Raw genomic sequence first — 17659 nt, forward strand, 5'->3', positions numbered from 1 at the left:
AATCAATTTATAATAATTAGTTGCTTAAGTCAAGTGTATGAAAAGAAAGTCAAAAATGTTAATGATAGATTATATTTTACAAATAAAGAAAAATAAATTCAATCCTTCCGGAAAATGCATCCAAAAGGCAGGAAAGCTGAATGAGGAAAGAGTATATGATCTAACAAGTAGACAGTTTCTTAATTCCTTTGTAAGCGTTTAACCTGAGGAGGCGTTTTTGTCTGTCTCCACATCATTTCAAAACGAGGAAGAAAGGATGAAACGCAGATGGTCAAATCATTTCCCCCGATCAGCCCGAAAGTTCCCCGATTATTGCATGGAGCCGATTACAACCCTGATCAATGGCTCCGGTATCCTGATATTTTAAAAGAGGATATCCGCTTGATGAAGCTGTCCCGCTGTAATGTGATGTCCGTCGGTATTTTCTCATGGGTTTCTCTCGAGCCTGAAGAAGGAAGGTTTTCATTTGACTGGCTTGATCAGGTGCTGGATGCTTTCAAAGACAACGGCATTTATGCGTTTTTGGCGACGCCGAGCGGCGCCCGTCCGGCATGGCTGTCAAAAAAGTATCCTGAAGTGCTGAGAACCGAGCGGAACAGGGTCCGCAATCTTTATGGAAAACGGCACAATCATTGCTATACGTCTCCTGTCTATCGCAGAAAAACAGCTATTATCAATGGAAAGCTCGCGGAACGCTACGCAAATCATCCTGCTGTGATCGGCTGGCATATTTCCAATGAATACGGCGGAGAATGCCATTGTGATCTATGCCAGGTCAAGTTCAGAGAATGGCTTTTGGCCAAATACAAAACGCTTGATCAGCTCAATCACGCATGGTGGACGGCGTTTTGGAGCCATACTTACACAGATTGGGATGAGATTGAATCACCGGCTCCGCACGGCGAGGACGCTCTGCACGGTCTGAACCTGGATTGGAAGCGTTTTGTGACAGACCAGACAGTTGATTTCTGCCGGCACGAAATCGCCCATGTCCGTTCATTTAACCCTGAACTGCCTATCACCACGAATTTTATGGGGACTTATGCCGGCCTGAATTATTGGAAATTCGTCGATTTGCTTGATGTCATCTCATGGGATTCCTATCCGACGTGGCACAACAATTGGCAGGAAGACGCGAAGCTCGGAGCTGACATTGGTTTTGTGCACGATATCAACCGTTCGTTAAAGGGCGGCCGTCCGTTCATGCTGATGGAAAGCACACCGAGCATGACGAACTGGCATGATGTCAGCAAATTGAAGCGGCCCGGCATGCATGAATTATCGTCCTTGCAGGCGGTCGCCCACGGATCAGATACCGTTCAATATTTTCAATGGAGAAAAAGCCGCGGGTCTAGCGAAAAACTTCACGGTGCAGTCGTCGATCATGAAGGATCTGAGCATACACGCGTCTTTCAGGATGTGAAAAAGCTCGGTGAAAAGCTCGCCAAACTTGAGGAGATCGCAGGAACGACAGTTGAGCCGGAAGCTGCGATTATATTTGACTGGGAAAACCGCTGGGCATTGGAGGATGCTCAAGGGCCCCGCAATATCGGTCTTCATTATGAACGGACAGTTAAAGCATTTTATGAGCCGTTTTGGCAGGAAGGCGTTCCGGTCGATATCATTCATATGGAGGCGGATTTATCCCGGTATAAACTGGTGGTTGCACCGATGCTCTACATGCTGAAAGAAGGTGCGGCTGAAAGGATCGAACAGTTTGTTCAAAACGGCGGAACATTTGTCACCACCTACTGGTCTGGAATTGCGGATGAAAATGATCTCGCGTTTCTCGGAGGTTTTCCAGGAGGCCTGAGAAAAACGCTCGGCATTTGGTCTGAAGAAATCGATGCGCTCCATGACGGGCAGAAGAACAAGATTGTGATGGACAACGACAATCGGCTTGGTCTCGGCGGGTGTTATGAAGCCGCTGAGCTATGTGATTTGATTCATTTGGAAGGGGCCGAAGCGCTCGCTTTTTATGAAGAAGATTTTTATGCAGGCCGTCCGGCGCTGACAGTCAATCTGTTCGGAGCGGGGAAAGCGTATTACATCGCTTCACGTAATGAAGCCGCTTTTCAAGAGGCTTTCTTGTCAAAGCTCATTGAAGAAACCGGAATTGCCAAAGTGCTTGATACCGAGCTTCCGAAGGGGGTCACAGCCCAGCTCCGCACTGACGGCAGCCATGACTACATTTTCCTTTTGAATTTTACAGCAGAAAATCAGAGTATCGCCCTTCCTGAAGGGACATATACTGATGTACTGAAAGGTACGCGCAAAAAGGGAACCGTCAAACTGGCTTCATACGGAACCTGCATTTTGCGGCGCAGCCGTCAGACGGAGTGAGAAGAAGAGCATTACCATGATTTTTATTGCGGCCGTCCGGGCTTCGTGCTGTAAGCAGCAAGCAGCAGAAAAACGATGGCTGCAATGTAAGCCAATACGCCTTGATGAAAGACATACATGATGATCAAATTTGAAAAAACAGCCAAAATGATAAACAGAACGGTATAAATGTTGAAACACATATTCATCCCCCCATCGCCCCCATCTTAACATGTGAGACGGGAGCGGTGAAGGGTCCGCGGGACGCCGCTGCGGACCAGCTTTTTATTTTGTGCGGTGTTTCAGGCTGCGCGGGTTGACCTGATCATTTATGTTTGGTTTTGCATGTAAAGGTGCGGCGATTTTTTCCCAAGAAACGATCTTAAAATTCTGGTTCACCAATTGGCCGTTCTCCATATTTTCCCCGTCTTGGGCGACAAAAATGCCATATGGATAATTCTTGCCGAGGCCGAAGCCGAGGACATCGATTCCATCCGTGTGGCTTGTCCCGTCAATGGTTTGGCCGTCTCCAATTGAAAAGGCTCCGATATATTCATTATCGCCTTGGCGGTCATAGATGACATATCGATGATCTCCCTGGCTTGAAGCAATTAAATAGCCTTTGCCATTTGCTCCATAATAAATGGTCAATCCTTCAATATCAGCGGTTAAATGGTTTCCGTCTGCTCGATCGATGATCTTTCCAGCGTGACCGCCATTCGGTTCGGCGCTGAATTTCCAAAGAGCCGCTTCTTCCTCGCCAATATACAGTGCGCCGTATTCGTCGTCTGCTGCAAGTCCTTCTGTTTGCGAATTCATTTTAAATGCGCGGACTTTTTTACCTTCAACTTGTCCTTTGCCGTTGTCAAACAGCTCATATTGCTCAAATTCTCCGTTCTTTCCCGTCACCATCGCATAAAACTTTCCGGTTTTCTGGCTGTGGTATAAGCTGAACCCATAGACTTCTTGAATGTCTGTTTGAATTGGCTTTTTAGGATTGACAATGCTTTTTAATTGGGCTGTACGCCCGTTAAAGGCGTAAATTTCAACTGTGTTTTTGCCGTCTGACCGATTGGAAGCACCCGCAATATCCACTTTTTTGCCTCCGAGCGGAAAATTGTAGCGAAGGTCTACATTATTCAGCTTCCCAAACGAATAGGCTGCAAGCTGCTTTCCATCCAAGTCATAAACGATTAAACCTGATTTTTTATTCGTGGTAATCAGTCTGCTTTTTTCAGGATGTTCCGGGTGAACCCAGATGGCAGGATCATCCGCAGCGTCATCGGCGGTGTCGACAGGCTCCGTTTCTCTATCGGCAGTCACCGTAAAGTCTTTCATCACGGCAGCCTTTGTGTTCGGCAGCCCGTTCCCCGAAGGGATGAAAAGAGCTGCTGCAAGTGCTGAGACAGTAATGGCTTTGTAAAAATTCATATGATATAACCTCCTTTTTGTTAAAATTTATACTAGCAAATTTGTATAAGTTAAATATTAACAAAGTGTTAATTTTTGATAAATTTACAAAAATAACCTATTGTGTTCAAGGAGAAAGAACTAAATCATCCCCGGCTAAAAAGCGGGAAGAGGACTTGGGGAGGATGGTGTGAAGCCAAAAAAAACAACCTGTCAAAACGACAGGTTGTTTCTCATTAATGTACGCCCTTCATAAATTTTTGAATTTTAGGAGAGAGCATAAACAGAAGAACTCCTAATAATATCGATACGCCTCCGATAATTCCGAAGTAGGCAATTTCGGTATCAACCCTGTAAAATCTAACGATCTGAGCGTTGATGGCCTGTGCAGATGCGTTTGACAGGAACCATAAGCTCATGGTCTGCGCTGAGAAAGCAGCCGGAGCAAGCTTTGTCGTCGCTGATAAACCGACCGGTGATAGACACAATTCCCCGAGCACGACAATCAGGAAGCTGAGTACGAGCCACATCGGATTTGCAAGTGATTCAGCGCCATTGATATAAGCAGGGAAAATCATCACGACGAATGATAAGCCGGCCAAAATCAAGCCCAGTGAAAATTTCGTCGGTGTTGACGGCTGGCGGTTTCCAAGTCGCATCCACATCCAGGCGAAGAGCGGTGCGAGCGCGACAATGAACAATGGATTCAACGATTGGAACCATGATGAATGCAATTGGATGCCTAAAAATTCTAAATGAGTCCGTTTATCTGCATAAGTGGCTAATATATTTGCACCTTGTTCCTGAATCGCCCAAAACATCATTGATGCGATAAACAGCGGGATGTATGCAATCAAACGTGAACGTTCATCACTCGTTGTTTTAGAGCTGCGGTACATAACGATGAAATAAAGTAATGGGATCAAAATTCCCAGACAGCTGACGATCATTGTAAACAATTTGATTGTCATAATCCCTTTGACGATTAAATAGGCGCCGATCACAGCAACAATCAGTACGCCGATTCCAAGGCGTCCGAACACTTTTTTCCTCTCCGCAGGCGTCAGCGGGTTCGGCACTGTTCTTCCTGCTGATCCGAGGTTCTTCTTTCTCGTCATCATATAAGTGATCAGTCCGATAAACATTCCGATGGCAGCCAGGCTGAATCCGAGGTGGTAGTTATAAGTTTGACCGACTGTTCCGACAATGATCGGTGCAAGGAAACCGCCCAGGTTAATACCCATGTAGAAAATGCTGAAGCCGGAATCGCGGCGTGTATCTTCAGGGCTGTATAGGTCGCCGACAACGCTTGAAACGTTTGGTTTCAAAAGCCCTGTTCCGATAATGATCAAGAACATGCTGATGAAGAAAGCAGGAACGCTTCCAGGGAAAGATAAGAGAATGTGGCCTAACATAATGAACACGCCGCCGTAAAATACGGTATTTGCAGTTCCGAGGAGCCTGTCCGCTATCCAGCCGCCGATAATGCCCGACATGTAGACGAGGGAACCATATACGGCCATAATCGAGTTTGCCGTACTTTGATCAAAGCCGAGGCCGCCTTTTGTGACCTCTGTATAAAGATAATAGATCAGGATGGCTCTCATCCCGTAGTATGAGAAACGCTCCCAAAATTCAGTGAAAAATAGAGTGAAGAGTCCGCGGGGATGACCAAAAAAACCCTTTTGCGGAATGTTTTGAAAAATTTCTTTTTGATGATTTGACATTCGCAATACTCCTTCTTTTTCTGAGCTTATTATAAAAATCATATTCTTATATAATGTTCGTGTCAATACACCTCTAACGATTTGAATGTTTAGCAGATGAAGCACATGGTCGCGAAGCCCCTTTACACCGGGTTTTAAAAAAACTTTTTAGAAAAATCTAGTTTGAAAGATTTTTCGATAAAATTTTATCTATTTTTGTACAAGCGAATTTCATAGATTTGCATATACATGTCTGTGAGAAGGTTTTCAGGAAGGAGGCTGAAAAAAGCGTGCTGCAGCAGCAACCTGAGGAGATGAGGATGGTTGTGGCCGATGTGACAAAGTTTGGAGCTGTCGGTGACGGAAAAACGGACTGTACAGCGGAAATCAATGAATGTTTGAGATGGACAAAGTCAATGGGCTACAATACGGTCTGGATACCAAACGGCACGTATTTGATTGACGGGACGCTGAATGGCGACCCAGGGGTTCCGTTTCGGAATGCAGGAATCAATGTCCCAAGCAATATTACGATTCTGATGGATGCTGAGGCTGTGATCAAAGTTAAACCAAACCGTTCCTGGGGGTACTCTGCCTTTTATATAGGCGGAAAATCCAATATTATCATTTCCGGAGGCAGCATCGTAGGAGACAGGGATGAACACACATACACGCCATCACCGAGGCCGACCCACGAATGGGGATTTGGCATTTGTGTCGAGGGAGCTTCAAATGTACGGATCGAAAATGTGAGAATCGTTGATTTCACAGGCGACGGCATCATTATCAGCTCCGGCGGCCCAGGCTATAAACCGTCAGAACACATCAAGGTGATAGATTGCCAAATCAGGCGTTCCCGCAGAAACAACATTTCAATAACCGGCTGTGATTTTGTCCTTGTGGAAGGGTGCAGAATTGAGGAGGCCGGGACAGGTAATGGGACAGAGCCGCGCTTTGGGATCGATATTGAAGGCTATAGTGAGGGAACGACCGTCTATGAAGAACCTGTCAATGTCACCATTCGAAACAACCTTTTAAAAGGCAATGTCAATAGTGCGATCTCGAACTTCAATGGAACCTCCGTTCTAATTGAAGGGAATGATGCCGACGGAACGATTTCTTATGGCTACGGAATCCGGACGATCATCGCAAACAATATCATAAAGAAAAATCCGGAAACCACAGGGCAGAGAACAGGTATTACCGGTTTGGGAGTCGGAGCTTTGGAAGAAAGCAGTAATGCGGTGATCAAAGGGAACTTAATCTCCGGTTTCTCCACAGGCATGGACCTTCGCGGAAAAAGTGTTCTCGTCTCGGGCAACAAGATTGAAGCCTTTGAAAATATCGGAATTCTCGCATTTCAAGCATCACAAATGTTCATAGAAGGAAATGAGATTGAAAACGGCATGCCGGAAAAAAAGAACAGCACCGCTCTCAGCATCACACAGTCAGACAATATCGCGTTCTCCAATAACAGCATTGCCAATGTCATTCATGCGGTGAGAAGCACGGGTGTTGACGTTCATATCAGACAAAACGTCATCAAGCTGTTTTCCAGAGGAATATGGATTTCACAGGGAAATGCGGTCATCGAACATAACTTTATTTCCCCGGCATCGTTTCAAATCGTCCCCGAATCGTACTCCATTTCTGTCACAAATACAGCCACTGCCGTCATTCAGCATAACACCATCACTCGTTTTAAAAATTTCCCGATTTACTCTACAACTCATCAGCAAACAAAAATCATCAGCAATGTCATTGAAGATTCGCCGCTTGTTGTGACAATGTATCTCTCCTTTGGCTCCCACGAGATGATCGGCAATACCATTACACTAACCAGACCGTCGGGTCCCGCGACTATCGTCTATCTCGGCCAATCATCAGGATCGGCCATCCTCAATAACACGATCAGAAGCCATACGGCAAACCGGATAACGGCTATTCAAACCGATACGTCGAGGGAGTCTCTGATCATTGGAAACACGATCGTTAAAGGGATGATCCACTCGCATCAGACAGACACGGTAAGCGGGAATATAGAGGTTTGAAAAACGCAAGCTCCCTGTATAGGGAGCTGATTTTCTATGTTCTTTTTTTCTTTCTTCTGGCATTTTCCAAGGCATTAGCCAAAACGATCAATACATATAGTATGATCACGACCCATTCGCCCAGTTCTAATATGCCAAACGACAAATTATTGTGCAGGGCTTCAGAGGGACTCATCCCTTGAAATACATCAAGCAAGAAAGAAAAAGTCATCAAGCCGACAAATAGCAAAACCGCGATTCCGATGATTTTCACATCAACCACTCTCCGTTCCCCGTTATTTTTTCTGTTTTCATAAAGCGCTATTCGCGGGGAATAGTATAAATGTTCTTTTGCAAGGAAAAATATGAAACAAAAAAGGGGATTCTGACAACCATGCCATTCTTTTTTAAAGGTCGTCACAAAACGGAAAAAAAACAAGAATCTCTGATGAGCGATGATAATAGTCCGGAAACCAATCATGTAACAGGTTCGGTTCGTGATTCACTTGCTAAAAATCTTGATGTCTTAAAAGAGGTAACTGGAAATAGTGCAGATATCGTGATCCGCAGGCTGAAAACCGGCGCTGATTCACAAATAGAAACAGCCGTTGTTTATGTAGCGGGAATTACCAATGAGAAAGCGATACATGATTTTTTGCTCGAATCGATCATGAATGCTCAAGAATTGATGAAAAAGGAAAGCGGCGGAGAAGTTCTTGAGGCCATTGCAGAAGACGCCGTTGCACTTGGAGGAGTGAATCAGGAGAAACGGCTCGATAAGATTGTGGATTCATTAATGGCCGGGGGCACGGTTATTTTGGCTGACGGGACGGAGAGCGCGGTGGTCACCAGCACAAAAGGCGGGGAAAAGCGCTCTATCAAAGAACCGGAAAACCAGCAGGCGTTTCGCGGATCCCGCGAAGGTTTCATTGAAGCTCTTGATACGAATATTTCCTTGATCCGGAAAATTATCAAAAACCCAAATCTTTGGGTTGAAAAAGTGAACATGGGCAGCGTTACAAAAACAGATGTTGCCATCATGTACATCAATGGAATCTGCAACAAAAAAACGGTGAAAGAAGTCAAAAAAAGGCTGGCAGGAATTGAAATTGACAGCATCCTTGAATCGGGCTACATCGAACAGTTTATCGAAGATGTCACTTTTACGACATTTCCGACGGTATATCACACCGAGAGACCGGATATGGTAGCGGGAAATCTGCTTGAAGGAAGAATCGCCATTCTTGTTGACGGAACGCCGTTTGTATTACTCGTTCCCGCCGTTTTCATTCAATTTTTTCAATCTGTTGAAGATTATTATTCGCGTTTTGATATCGCAACATTTATCCGCTTTTTGCGCGTGTTGATTTTTTTTATTTCATTGATCGCCCCTGCCATTTATGTTGGAGCAACTACATTTCACCAAGAAATGATTCCCACCCAGCTGCTGATTGTCATTGCCGCACAGCGAGAAATCGTTCCGTTCCCTGCCGTGATGGAAGCTTTGATTATGGAAATTTCGTTTGAGATATTGCGTGAAGCGGGCATCCGCCTTCCGAAAGCGATCGGTTCGGCCGTCTCGATTGTAGGAGCCATCGTAATTGGACAGGCGGCAGTTCAGGCGGGAATCGTATCTCCGGCAATGGTCATCATCGTGGCTATCACGGCCATATCGAGCTTTGCAACACCATCCTTTGCCATGGCCATTTCAGCAAGGCTCATTCGTTTTCTCTTCATATTAGCAGCAGCGACGACAGGGTTTTTCGGCATTATTTTAGGGCTGATTATTATGTTCGTTCATTTAAGCAGCATTCGTTCATTCGGTGTTCCATATATGACGCCTTTTGCCCCGTTTATCTCCAAAAATTGGGGAGATTCGGTTGTCCGATTGCCATGGTGGACGCATGAGAAAAGGCCGGAACTGCTTGGCAATGATAATAAACTTCGTCAAGGAAAGCACCAGAAACCCCATCCTCCTGCCTCAAGTGAAATGAAGACAAATCAAGAAGAGGGTGACCAAAATGAAACATAGCCTTAATATCTTGTTTCTGCTTGCTGCCATGACCCTTCTCACAGGCTGCTGGGATAAAAGGGAATTGACTGATTTGTCGCTAATCTCCGCCATCGGCATTGACAAAGGGGAGAATTCAAAATACGTGATGAGTTTTCAGATCGTCAATCCTAATAACGCCACAGGCGGACTGCAGGGAGGACAAGGCGGAGACCGGCCCCCGGTGACAAATTATTCGGTTGCCGGGAACAACCTGACAGAAATGAGCCGCCATGCTTCGACTAAGATTTCGAGGGAGCTTTATTATTCCCATACAAACCTTGTTGTCGTTGACGAAGAGCTCGCCAAAGACGAAGGGATTGTCAAAATCCTTGATATATTTGACCGTGACACCGATTTTCGCTCGACGGCGACCATCATCATTTCGCACGGAAATAAGGCGAAAGATTTCATAAAGGCGCTGACGCCGATCGATAAAATTCCCTCAAATAAAGTAAACAAAACACTGCAATTTACTGAACAACAGCTGGGAGAGCATATGAAAACAAGTGTCCAAGATGTGATTAAATGTTTGACCTCTCAAGCGAGACATCCAATTGTTTCGGCTTTCAGACTGAAAGGCAGTCCGCAGAAAGCCGAGAAAATGGAGAACGTTCAGTCAACCGCTCCCGAAGCAACGGTTGAAGCTGACGGCTTAGCGGTGATTAAAGAAGGAAAGCTTGTCAATTATCTTGAGGGCAAAACTGCAAGAGGAGTTTTGTGGCTTCGCAATAAAATTAACAGGACTTATATCACCCTTCAATTAAAACATGAAAGACACTCTGTCACATATGATGTCATCCGCCAGAAAACGCAGGTCTCGGCAAAGCTTAAAAACAACCGTCCCGCCATATCCGTTCACATTGACGTGGAGGGGGATATTGGCGAAATCGGTGTACCGGTCCGTTTAGAAGATCCAAAAGTGCTCAATCATATTGAAAAAATGGTATCGCAAGAATTAAAAAAGGAATTGAAGCACACGATCAATGTCGTCCAGCAAAATAAAACCGATGTTCTCCAATTCGGTGATGCTGTTTATCGATCATACCCCGGCATTTGGAAAAAGATCGAACCGAAATGGAGCAATCAATATTTTCCAGACTTGGATGTCGACATTACGGTCAACGCTTATGTACGGAGAACAGGATTAAGAAACAACCCGAACATTTTGAATCATAAAGAGGGACGTTCTTGATGGACGAAAAAGGAGGGGATTGTAGATGGAAAGGGCAAAAATCAGTGCAAGTCAGCTGTTTGTGCTGATTATTCTGTTTGAACTCAGCAGTTCCCTGCTGATTTTTCCCGGACAGTCTGCAGAACAGGATGCATGGCTGGCGATTTTGCTTGGAGCCGTGGGCGGCCTTGTTTTGTTTTCGATGCATCATTATTTTTATCGGGTGAATCCAGATGCATCTCCTTATGAAACGTTGATGAACATTTTCGGAAAACCGGTCGGCTGGGTCTTTTCTTTTCTCTACATTCTCTATTACAGCTACATTGCGGCAAGGGTTTTGCGCGATTTTGGCGAAATGCTGTTAACATCGGCCTATCCGAACACACCGATTGTTTTTGCAAACGGGCTGCTGATTGCCGTTTGTATTTTTACGGTGCGAAAGGGGATAGAAGTATTAGCAAGAGCAGGTGAACTGCTGTTTGGGATCATGTTTGTCATCGCCATCTTGGGATTTCTTTTGGTTGTCTGCTCCGGTTTGATCAATCCGGACGAATTGAGGCCCGTTCTTGGCAATGGAATCGGTCCTATGATGAATGCCGTACTTACACAAACATTGTATTTTCCATTTGGAGAGATTATCGTCTTTACTTTAATTCTCCCTTATATCAATGAACCGAAAAAAGTCAAAAAAGCCGGGTTGTGGGCGATCGGAATCAGCGGTGTTGTTCTGGCTCTCAATGTAGCCATGAATATCAGCGTGCTCGGCGTTAACCTTAATATGCGCTCGCGGTTTCCTTTGCTTAGTACGATTCAAACGATTCAAGTAGCTGAATTTTTGGATAGGCTCGATGTATTTTTTATGCTTGTTCTGGTCATTGGCGGGTTCTTTAAAATGAGTATTTTCATGTATGCCGTGACTGAAGGGGTGTCCGTTTTATTTAAATTGAAAAATCCGTCGAAAGCCGTTCATGCCATCGGCATCGTCATTTTAATTTTATCCATATCCATTGCCAGCAACATTTCTGAACATGTAAAAGAAGGAATTGAATTTGTTCCTTTATATGTCCACTTGCCGATGCAAATCATATTTCCTGCTTTTATATGCCTTGTCACTTATTTTAAAACCAGAAAGCAAAAAAAAATGTAAACATGTATTGACCCCAACCTTAGGGAAGCCTTTAACATAACGACTGAGGTGAAATTCTAATGCTCTATACGGTAAAAGAGGTTGCGGAATTGGCTCATATCACGATCAAAACGCTGTATCATTACCATAAAATCGGCCTTTTATTCCCTGTCAAGGTGACAGAAGCCGGCTACCGCCTCTATGGAATAAAAGAGCTTGAACGGCTGCAGCAAATTCTGTTTTATCGGGAGCTGGAATTTCCGCTCAAGGATATTCAGCAAATCTTAGACGGTGAAGCTGATCGATTGGCGCTTTTATTTGAGCAAAAAAAGCTTTTCCTTTCAAGAATGGGAAGAATGGAACAGCTCATTGAGACGCTTGATCAATCGATCAGGCACACCGAGAAAGGAGAAATGATGGATCAGCAGGCGATGTTTAAAGGGTTTTCCAGCAGAAAAGAATGGGAGGATGCGCTCTATGAGCAGGGGCAGTATTTAAAAGAGACATATGATGTTGATCTGCTGGGAGGAGAGCCGATCAATCCGGAAGAGATGAATGAAAAAGCGATGGAAGCGACTCGTTTTATGAATGGAATGGCTGAAGCATTAAAGAACGGATTAAAATATGACCATGAACAAGTTCAGGCTTCCATCAAACGGCACCTCGGCTTTTTGGGGATCACCGCTGCTGATTTTCAGGCGCAGACACGCTTCTTTATAGAGGATGATTTCCATCGCAGCATGCTTGAAAACCAGCAAACAGGGCTTTCCTATTATATCATGGCAGCGGCGGAAGCTTATGCCGCATGAAAAAGAAGGGGATGACAAAATCCTAAAACTTTAAACCATTTTAGGATTTTGTCAGCAATCTAAGGGGAACGGCTTGCCGTTCCCCTTTAGTCTGTTTAGAGCGGGCCCCGCAGGAGCTGTTAGCCTGCTGATCGGCGGTGTTTAATGGTAAAGCTGCCTCTTGACAGTCTGATGTTGACATCAGATACCTTTGCGATTTGTTCGTCATGAGTGACCATGATAATGCATTTGTTTTCTTCGTGGGCAAGGTTTTGGAACAGGCGGACGATGTCTTTTGATGTGTCTTCATCCAAGTTTCCCGTCGGTTCATCGGCGACAATTAAATGGGTGTCGCAGCAGAAGGCGCGGATGATGGAGACCCGCTGCTGCTGCCCGCCGCTTAGCGTAAGAACCTTTTGCCGGGCCTGTTTTTCGCCGATGCCGACTTTATGAAGCATGTCCAAAGCGTATTGCTCTTTGTTTTTGATTTTAGATCCCGTAATCTCCATGGCTGACGTGATATTTTGCAGAGCCGTCATATAAGGCAGGAGATTATAGGATTGAAAAACGATTGATATATGCTGATTGCGATAATTGGTTAAACCGATCTTGGAAATGCTCTGGCCTTTATACAGGATTTCGCCTTCTTTCGGGACATCCAGGCCGCCGGCCAATGATAAAAAGGTGGTTTTGCCGGAACCTGAAGTTCCGACAATCGTGTAAAAGAGCCCTTGTTTAAATTCAATTTGAATATCTTCAAATAGAGGCTGATCTTGACCTTTGTACCAATAACATACATCTTTAAACTCTAAAATATTGTTCATGGCTTTCCCTTCCTTCTATTCTTGTTTTGTTAAAATCGTTTTCGGATGGAATCTTAAAACAGATATCGATGGCAGCAATGTCGCGAATATGGCGATTAAAAGGCCGATTCCGCCCAGCGCCATTATGTCGCCCAATGATACTTGAATATTGAGTTGGTCAATCGCTTCGACTTGGGCAGAGCTTTGTCCGAAGAATCCTCCTCTGCCCTCAGGGCCCATCATTCCGCTGCCAGACTGGCTGTCTGCCGATTGCTCAATTTGCTGGGACAAAAGCTGATTTCCAATTTGGCCTGCAATAAGATTGCCTGTTAAGGCGGAAATGCCGACGGCCAGAACTGCGATCATCAAGATTTCGGTTAAAAATTGCCCGATCAGTTTCCAGCGCTTCTCACCGATGGCCATCAGGACGCCCATTTCGTATTTTCTTTCCCTGATCGACATCATCACGATCAGTCCGAGTATTACAGCTCCTGCAATCGTGACAAGATAAACGACATTTTTCGAGAATGATGCCACATTTTCAATCGGGCCGGCCACTTGCTGATACACTTGATCATTCGCATCCAATGTGAATGTATCCAGATCGATGCCTGTTTTCTTGGCTGCAGCGATGAAAGCATCAATATTGGAAGCATCGTCCATGTTGTAAACAGCTTCATCAATTGCGTTTTTATAATCGTCGCCTTTTAAGGCTGATGCCGCCGTATATGGCGTGTAGATTTTATTGTACGGGTTTAGAAAGGCGAAGTTTTGCGCCTGGTTATCCCCTGAAGATGTCGTTTTGTAAATGCCTACAATTTTCAATTTGATTGTTATGTTTTCATCCGTGCTGGCTTTGACTTTGATCGTGTCACCGATGTTCAACTCATTTTCTTGCGCAAGGGTTTCTTCAATGACGGCGACTTTTTTATTCACGTCTTCCTCTGTCAAAGCGCGTCCTTTCGTGATTTTTGAAGTGCCGTCAGAAAAATCGTCAACGAGTGATGTGCTTGTTACACCTTCGATGGAGAGGTCAGCCTGCATCATCTGAGGTCCGCCTTGCTCGTTGCCGCCTCGTCCGGCCGTCTGCTGGCTGCTGTTTGAATTCGCTGAATCTGAAGATGTGTCAGAATCCTCGTCTCCGCTTTCGATCGGATCAAAATTGTCCGCTAAAGCAGACGTTGATGAGATGAAATTATAGCTTTTGACATGGTTAAGGTTCGCCAGTGTTTTAGCTGATTTGACGGAAACGGGAGTGGATTCAAACCTTTGCCGGTCTCCTGATTCCTGCTGTTCTTTCATCATTTTCTCTCTGTCAGCCTGGAGAGTGACGCTGCCTCCCAGCTGTTCTCTCGCCAATTCGCTCGATTTCGTAGCGGCTGATTGGATCGTAAGTCCCGTAAGCACTAAAACGCAAATCATCATAAAGACAAATAATTGTAAAAGCGTTTTTCCTTTCTTCGATTTCATGCTCCAAAAGGCGCGTTTGAAAAAATTCATAACATTTTATTCCCCCATATTTATATGATTGTGATTGCTGTCAAGTTGGAACAGCAGGACTTTTTTCTTACTGCTTGATTTCATATTAGCCGCTACTTATGAAAAAATTATGACCAAACTGTTGCCAGTCCTTTAAATGTTCAGTAAAGAATTGAGAATTCAAAGTACCGTGTGTAAAATGAATCTAACGTTTGTCTAGCGGAGGCGCATTTACGATGAAAATATTAATGATTGAAGATAATCTAAGCGTATGTACGATGACTGAGATGTTTTTTGCGAAAGAAGGTTTTGAGACGGAATTTGTCCATGACGGACTTGAAGGATATAACCGCTTTCAATCAGAGGACTGGGATTTGCTGATCATTGATATCATGCTGCCGTCCATGGACGGTGTGACGATCTGCAAAAAGGTCAGGGAAGAAAGCACCGTTCCGATTATTATGCTGACGGCAAAAGATACGGAATCAGACCAGGTGCTCGGCTTCGAACTCGGGGCCGACGATTATGTGACGAAGCCGTTCAGCCCTTTGGCGCTGGTGGCCAGAATCAAGGCGGTGAGCCGAAGGTACCAAAACACAGAACAGCGGGCTCCCGCTGATGCCGACATTCTTGAAACGGAATGCTTTAAAATCAATAAAAAAACGAGAGAGGTCTTTTTAAACGGCGTTCAAATTAAAAACTTGACCCCTAAAGAGTTTGATCTATTGTATTATCTTGTACAAAGCCCAAAACAGGTTTTTTCAAGGGAGCAGCTGCTTGAGCAGGTTTGGGGGTACCAGTTCTATGGTGATGAGCGGACGGTTGACGTTCATATTAAACGGCTGAGGAAAAAGCTTGGCAGTGAGTCGCGCCCGTTTCTTTATACAGTTTGGGGAGTAGGGTACAAGTTCGATGAAGATTAAGTATCTCTATCAGCTGCTGGCCAGTCACATCAGTATTTTAATTTTGGCTTTTCTCATTACGGGGGGGCTGTTTTCCCACTTTGCCAAAGATTTTGCATACCAGAGCAAAGTAGATGAGCTGACTTCCTATGGCTACCGCATCATGGGTGAAATGGAGATGCGGCCAAAAGGGACGCCGCCCATTATGAAACCTTTTGAAGAAATTTTACGAAGCAGGCAGATCAGTTTCTTTCTGTTTAATGAAAAAAAAGAAGTCCTCATGACTCCCGCTGACTTGCGGCCGAAAAAATTGCTGCTCAGTGATGAAGAGTGGAAAGAGCTCCAAGACGGAAAGGCAGTTGTCGTCAAAACCGACTTGAACCGTTTTAATGAAGAAGTATCGATTGTGGCGCTGCCCAACATCGTCAACAACGAATTCCAGGGAGGCATTCTTCTGACGGCTCCGATCAGCGGAACGGAGGAAATGATCAGCCAAATGAACCGCTTTATGCTGTATACGGCGGCAGGCGTCATCTTAATTGCCTTCCTTTTAAGCTGGCTGACATCCAAGTTCCATGTCAGCCGGATTCAGAAGCTTCGCGACGCGACGAGAAAAGTCGCCGCTGGGGATTATAACATTCATATCGAAAATCGTAATATGGATGAAATCGGCCATTTGGGCACTGACTTTAACATTATGGCCGGCAAGTTAAAGAGCTCGAGCGAAGAAATCGACCGTCTTGAAAAACGGAGAAGGCAGTTTATCACAGATGTTTCACATGAGTTAAAGACGCCTCTGACAACGATCAGCGGTTTGGTTGAAGGGATGAACAGCCAGACCATACCTGAGGATCAGCAGGAAAAATGTCTGAAGCTGATTACGGAGGAAACGAAAAGGCTGATTCGTCTCGTCAATGAAAACCTAGATTATGAAAAAATCCGCTCCAACCAAATTACATTGCAAAAACTGCATTACCCGCTGATCGAAGTTTTTGAAATCATTAAAGAGCAGCTGGCGATCCAAGCGGAGGAGAAAAATAATGAGCTGATCCTTGATGTAGAGGACCATGTGATGGTGAATGCCGATTATGACAGACTGATCCAGATCCTTGTCAACATTACGAAAAACAGCATCCAATTTACCTCGAACGGAACCGTTTGGCTGAGAGGAAGGGAAGATTACAAAGAAACGGTAATTGAAGTGGAGGATACCGGAGTCGGCATCGATCAAAAAGATATCGAAAACATTTGGGACCGTTTTTATAAAGCTGATTTGTCGCGGACAAACACGCCTTACGGAGAATACGGTCTTGGGCTGTCGATCGTCAGACAGCTCGTCGCCCTTCACAACGGAACGGTTGAGATCGAAAGCGAGAAAAACAAAGGAACAAAATTTGTCATACGTCTGCCGCTGACCGCGAGAGATGATGATGAATAGAAAACCGCCAGACAGCGTCTGGCGGTTTTTTTGTTAATCTAATGTCTGTTCTTACTGGTAAAAATAAGATATTGATCTCTATATTGTTATTTGTATTAGAGGTATAGGAGGAAGAGGCGTCCTTTCGATGCCTTATGTATAGTCTGTCTCCGAACTACTCTTAACATGAAACAGGCCTTGAAATAAAAGAAGTCTTACTTAACCCATTTTTATGATTTGGCCTATAACTATATCATTCTGGACTTATATTTCTCACAGTTAATAGCCTTAGAGAATCAAAAAAGAAGATTGGAGTTTTTAAAGACCCGTATAAAAAAGAAAAAAATATACCTTTTGAATTATTTGTGAATTTGAGGAAGAAAAGAAAGGTATTTAAAATAATTGTAGAATTATGTAAATGAGTTGGCCGACTCATATTTAATTGAAAATTT

General features: G+C 44.5%; 14 protein-coding genes. 8 read left to right on the forward strand and 6 right to left on the reverse strand.

Features of this window, described 5'->3' with window-relative positions; all coding sequences use genetic code 11:
• Positions 1-267 precede the first annotated feature (267 nt).
• Positions 268-2343: a beta-galactosidase gene (locus RBH91_RS02480; protein WP_307893357.1), complete on the forward strand. Its 2076-nt coding sequence runs from the start codon at positions 268-270 to the stop codon at positions 2341-2343.
• Between the two features lie 23 nt (positions 2344-2366).
• On the opposite strand, the gene RBH91_RS02485 is transcribed toward RBH91_RS02480, so the two are convergent.
• The 3 genes from RBH91_RS02485 to RBH91_RS02495 form a co-directional block, all read right to left on the reverse strand.
• Complete coding sequence (locus RBH91_RS02485) at positions 2367-2525, reverse strand: hypothetical protein (protein WP_307893359.1); 159 nt, start codon at positions 2523-2525, stop codon at positions 2367-2369.
• A gap of 82 nt (positions 2526-2607) precedes the next feature.
• The gene (locus RBH91_RS02490) at positions 2608-3753 is read right to left on the reverse strand and encodes a phytase (protein ID WP_307893360.1); all 1146 of its coding nucleotides are present in this window, start codon (positions 3751-3753) and stop codon (positions 2608-2610) included.
• A gap of 215 nt (positions 3754-3968) precedes the next feature.
• Positions 3969-5459: a peptide MFS transporter gene (locus RBH91_RS02495; RefSeq protein WP_307893361.1), complete on the reverse strand. Its 1491-nt coding sequence runs from the start codon at positions 5457-5459 to the stop codon at positions 3969-3971.
• Between the two features lie 293 nt (positions 5460-5752).
• Here RBH91_RS02495 and RBH91_RS02500 point away from each other — a divergent pair, with 293 nt between their 5' ends.
• The gene (locus RBH91_RS02500) at positions 5753-7489 is read left to right on the forward strand and encodes a right-handed parallel beta-helix repeat-containing protein (RefSeq protein WP_307894629.1); all 1737 of its coding nucleotides are present in this window, start codon (positions 5753-5755) and stop codon (positions 7487-7489) included.
• 34 nt (positions 7490-7523) lie between these two features.
• Here RBH91_RS02500 and RBH91_RS02505 read toward each other — a convergent pair whose 3' ends face one another.
• Positions 7524-7751, reverse strand: coding sequence for a YczF family membrane protein (locus RBH91_RS02505; protein WP_307893362.1), 228 nt, complete (start codon positions 7749-7751; stop codon positions 7524-7526).
• A 111-nt stretch (positions 7752-7862) separates the two neighbouring features.
• Here RBH91_RS02505 and RBH91_RS02510 point away from each other — a divergent pair, with 111 nt between their 5' ends.
• The 4 genes from RBH91_RS02510 to RBH91_RS02525 are packed head-to-tail and all read left to right on the forward strand — an operon-like array spanning position 7863 to position 12627.
• On the forward strand, positions 7863-9500 hold the full coding sequence (locus RBH91_RS02510; RefSeq protein ID WP_307893363.1) for a spore germination protein: 1638 nt from the start codon (positions 7863-7865) through the stop codon (positions 9498-9500).
• Positions 9490-10713 carry a Ger(x)C family spore germination protein gene (locus tag RBH91_RS02515; protein ID WP_307893364.1) on the forward strand — a complete coding sequence of 408 codons (1224 nt, stop codon included), beginning with the start codon at positions 9490-9492 and terminating at the stop codon, positions 10711-10713. Before RBH91_RS02510 ends, RBH91_RS02515 begins: the two co-directional genes overlap by 11 nt.
• 25 nt (positions 10714-10738) lie before the next feature.
• The gene (locus RBH91_RS02520; RefSeq protein ID WP_307893365.1) at positions 10739-11839 is read left to right on the forward strand and encodes a GerAB/ArcD/ProY family transporter; all 1101 of its coding nucleotides are present in this window, start codon (positions 10739-10741) and stop codon (positions 11837-11839) included.
• 59 nt (positions 11840-11898) lie between these two features.
• A complete protein-coding gene (locus RBH91_RS02525) occupies positions 11899-12627 on the forward strand; it encodes a MerR family transcriptional regulator (protein WP_307893366.1) in 729 nt (242 codons plus the stop codon).
• A gap of 119 nt (positions 12628-12746) precedes the next feature.
• Here the strand turns inward: RBH91_RS02525 and RBH91_RS02530 are convergent, their stop codons facing one another.
• Complete coding sequence (locus RBH91_RS02530; RefSeq protein WP_307893367.1) at positions 12747-13430, reverse strand: ABC transporter ATP-binding protein; 684 nt, start codon at positions 13428-13430, stop codon at positions 12747-12749.
• 15 nt (positions 13431-13445) lie between these two features.
• Positions 13446-14909: an ABC transporter permease gene (locus RBH91_RS02535; RefSeq protein ID WP_307893368.1), complete on the reverse strand. Its 1464-nt coding sequence runs from the start codon at positions 14907-14909 to the stop codon at positions 13446-13448.
• A gap of 215 nt (positions 14910-15124) precedes the next feature.
• Between RBH91_RS02535 and RBH91_RS02540 the strand changes: the two genes are divergently transcribed.
• Positions 15125-15811 (forward strand): response regulator transcription factor, encoded by a 687-nt coding sequence (locus tag RBH91_RS02540; protein WP_076761176.1) that lies wholly within the window; start codon positions 15125-15127, stop codon positions 15809-15811.
• Positions 15801-17228, forward strand: coding sequence for a sensor histidine kinase (locus RBH91_RS02545; RefSeq protein WP_076761177.1), 1428 nt, complete (start codon positions 15801-15803; stop codon positions 17226-17228). Before RBH91_RS02540 ends, RBH91_RS02545 begins: the two co-directional genes overlap by 11 nt.
• Positions 17229-17659 lie beyond the last annotated feature (431 nt).

It is taken from the genome of Bacillus swezeyi, from assembly GCF_030908325.1.
Lineage (GTDB): Bacteria > Bacillota > Bacilli > Bacillales > Bacillaceae > Bacillus > Bacillus swezeyi.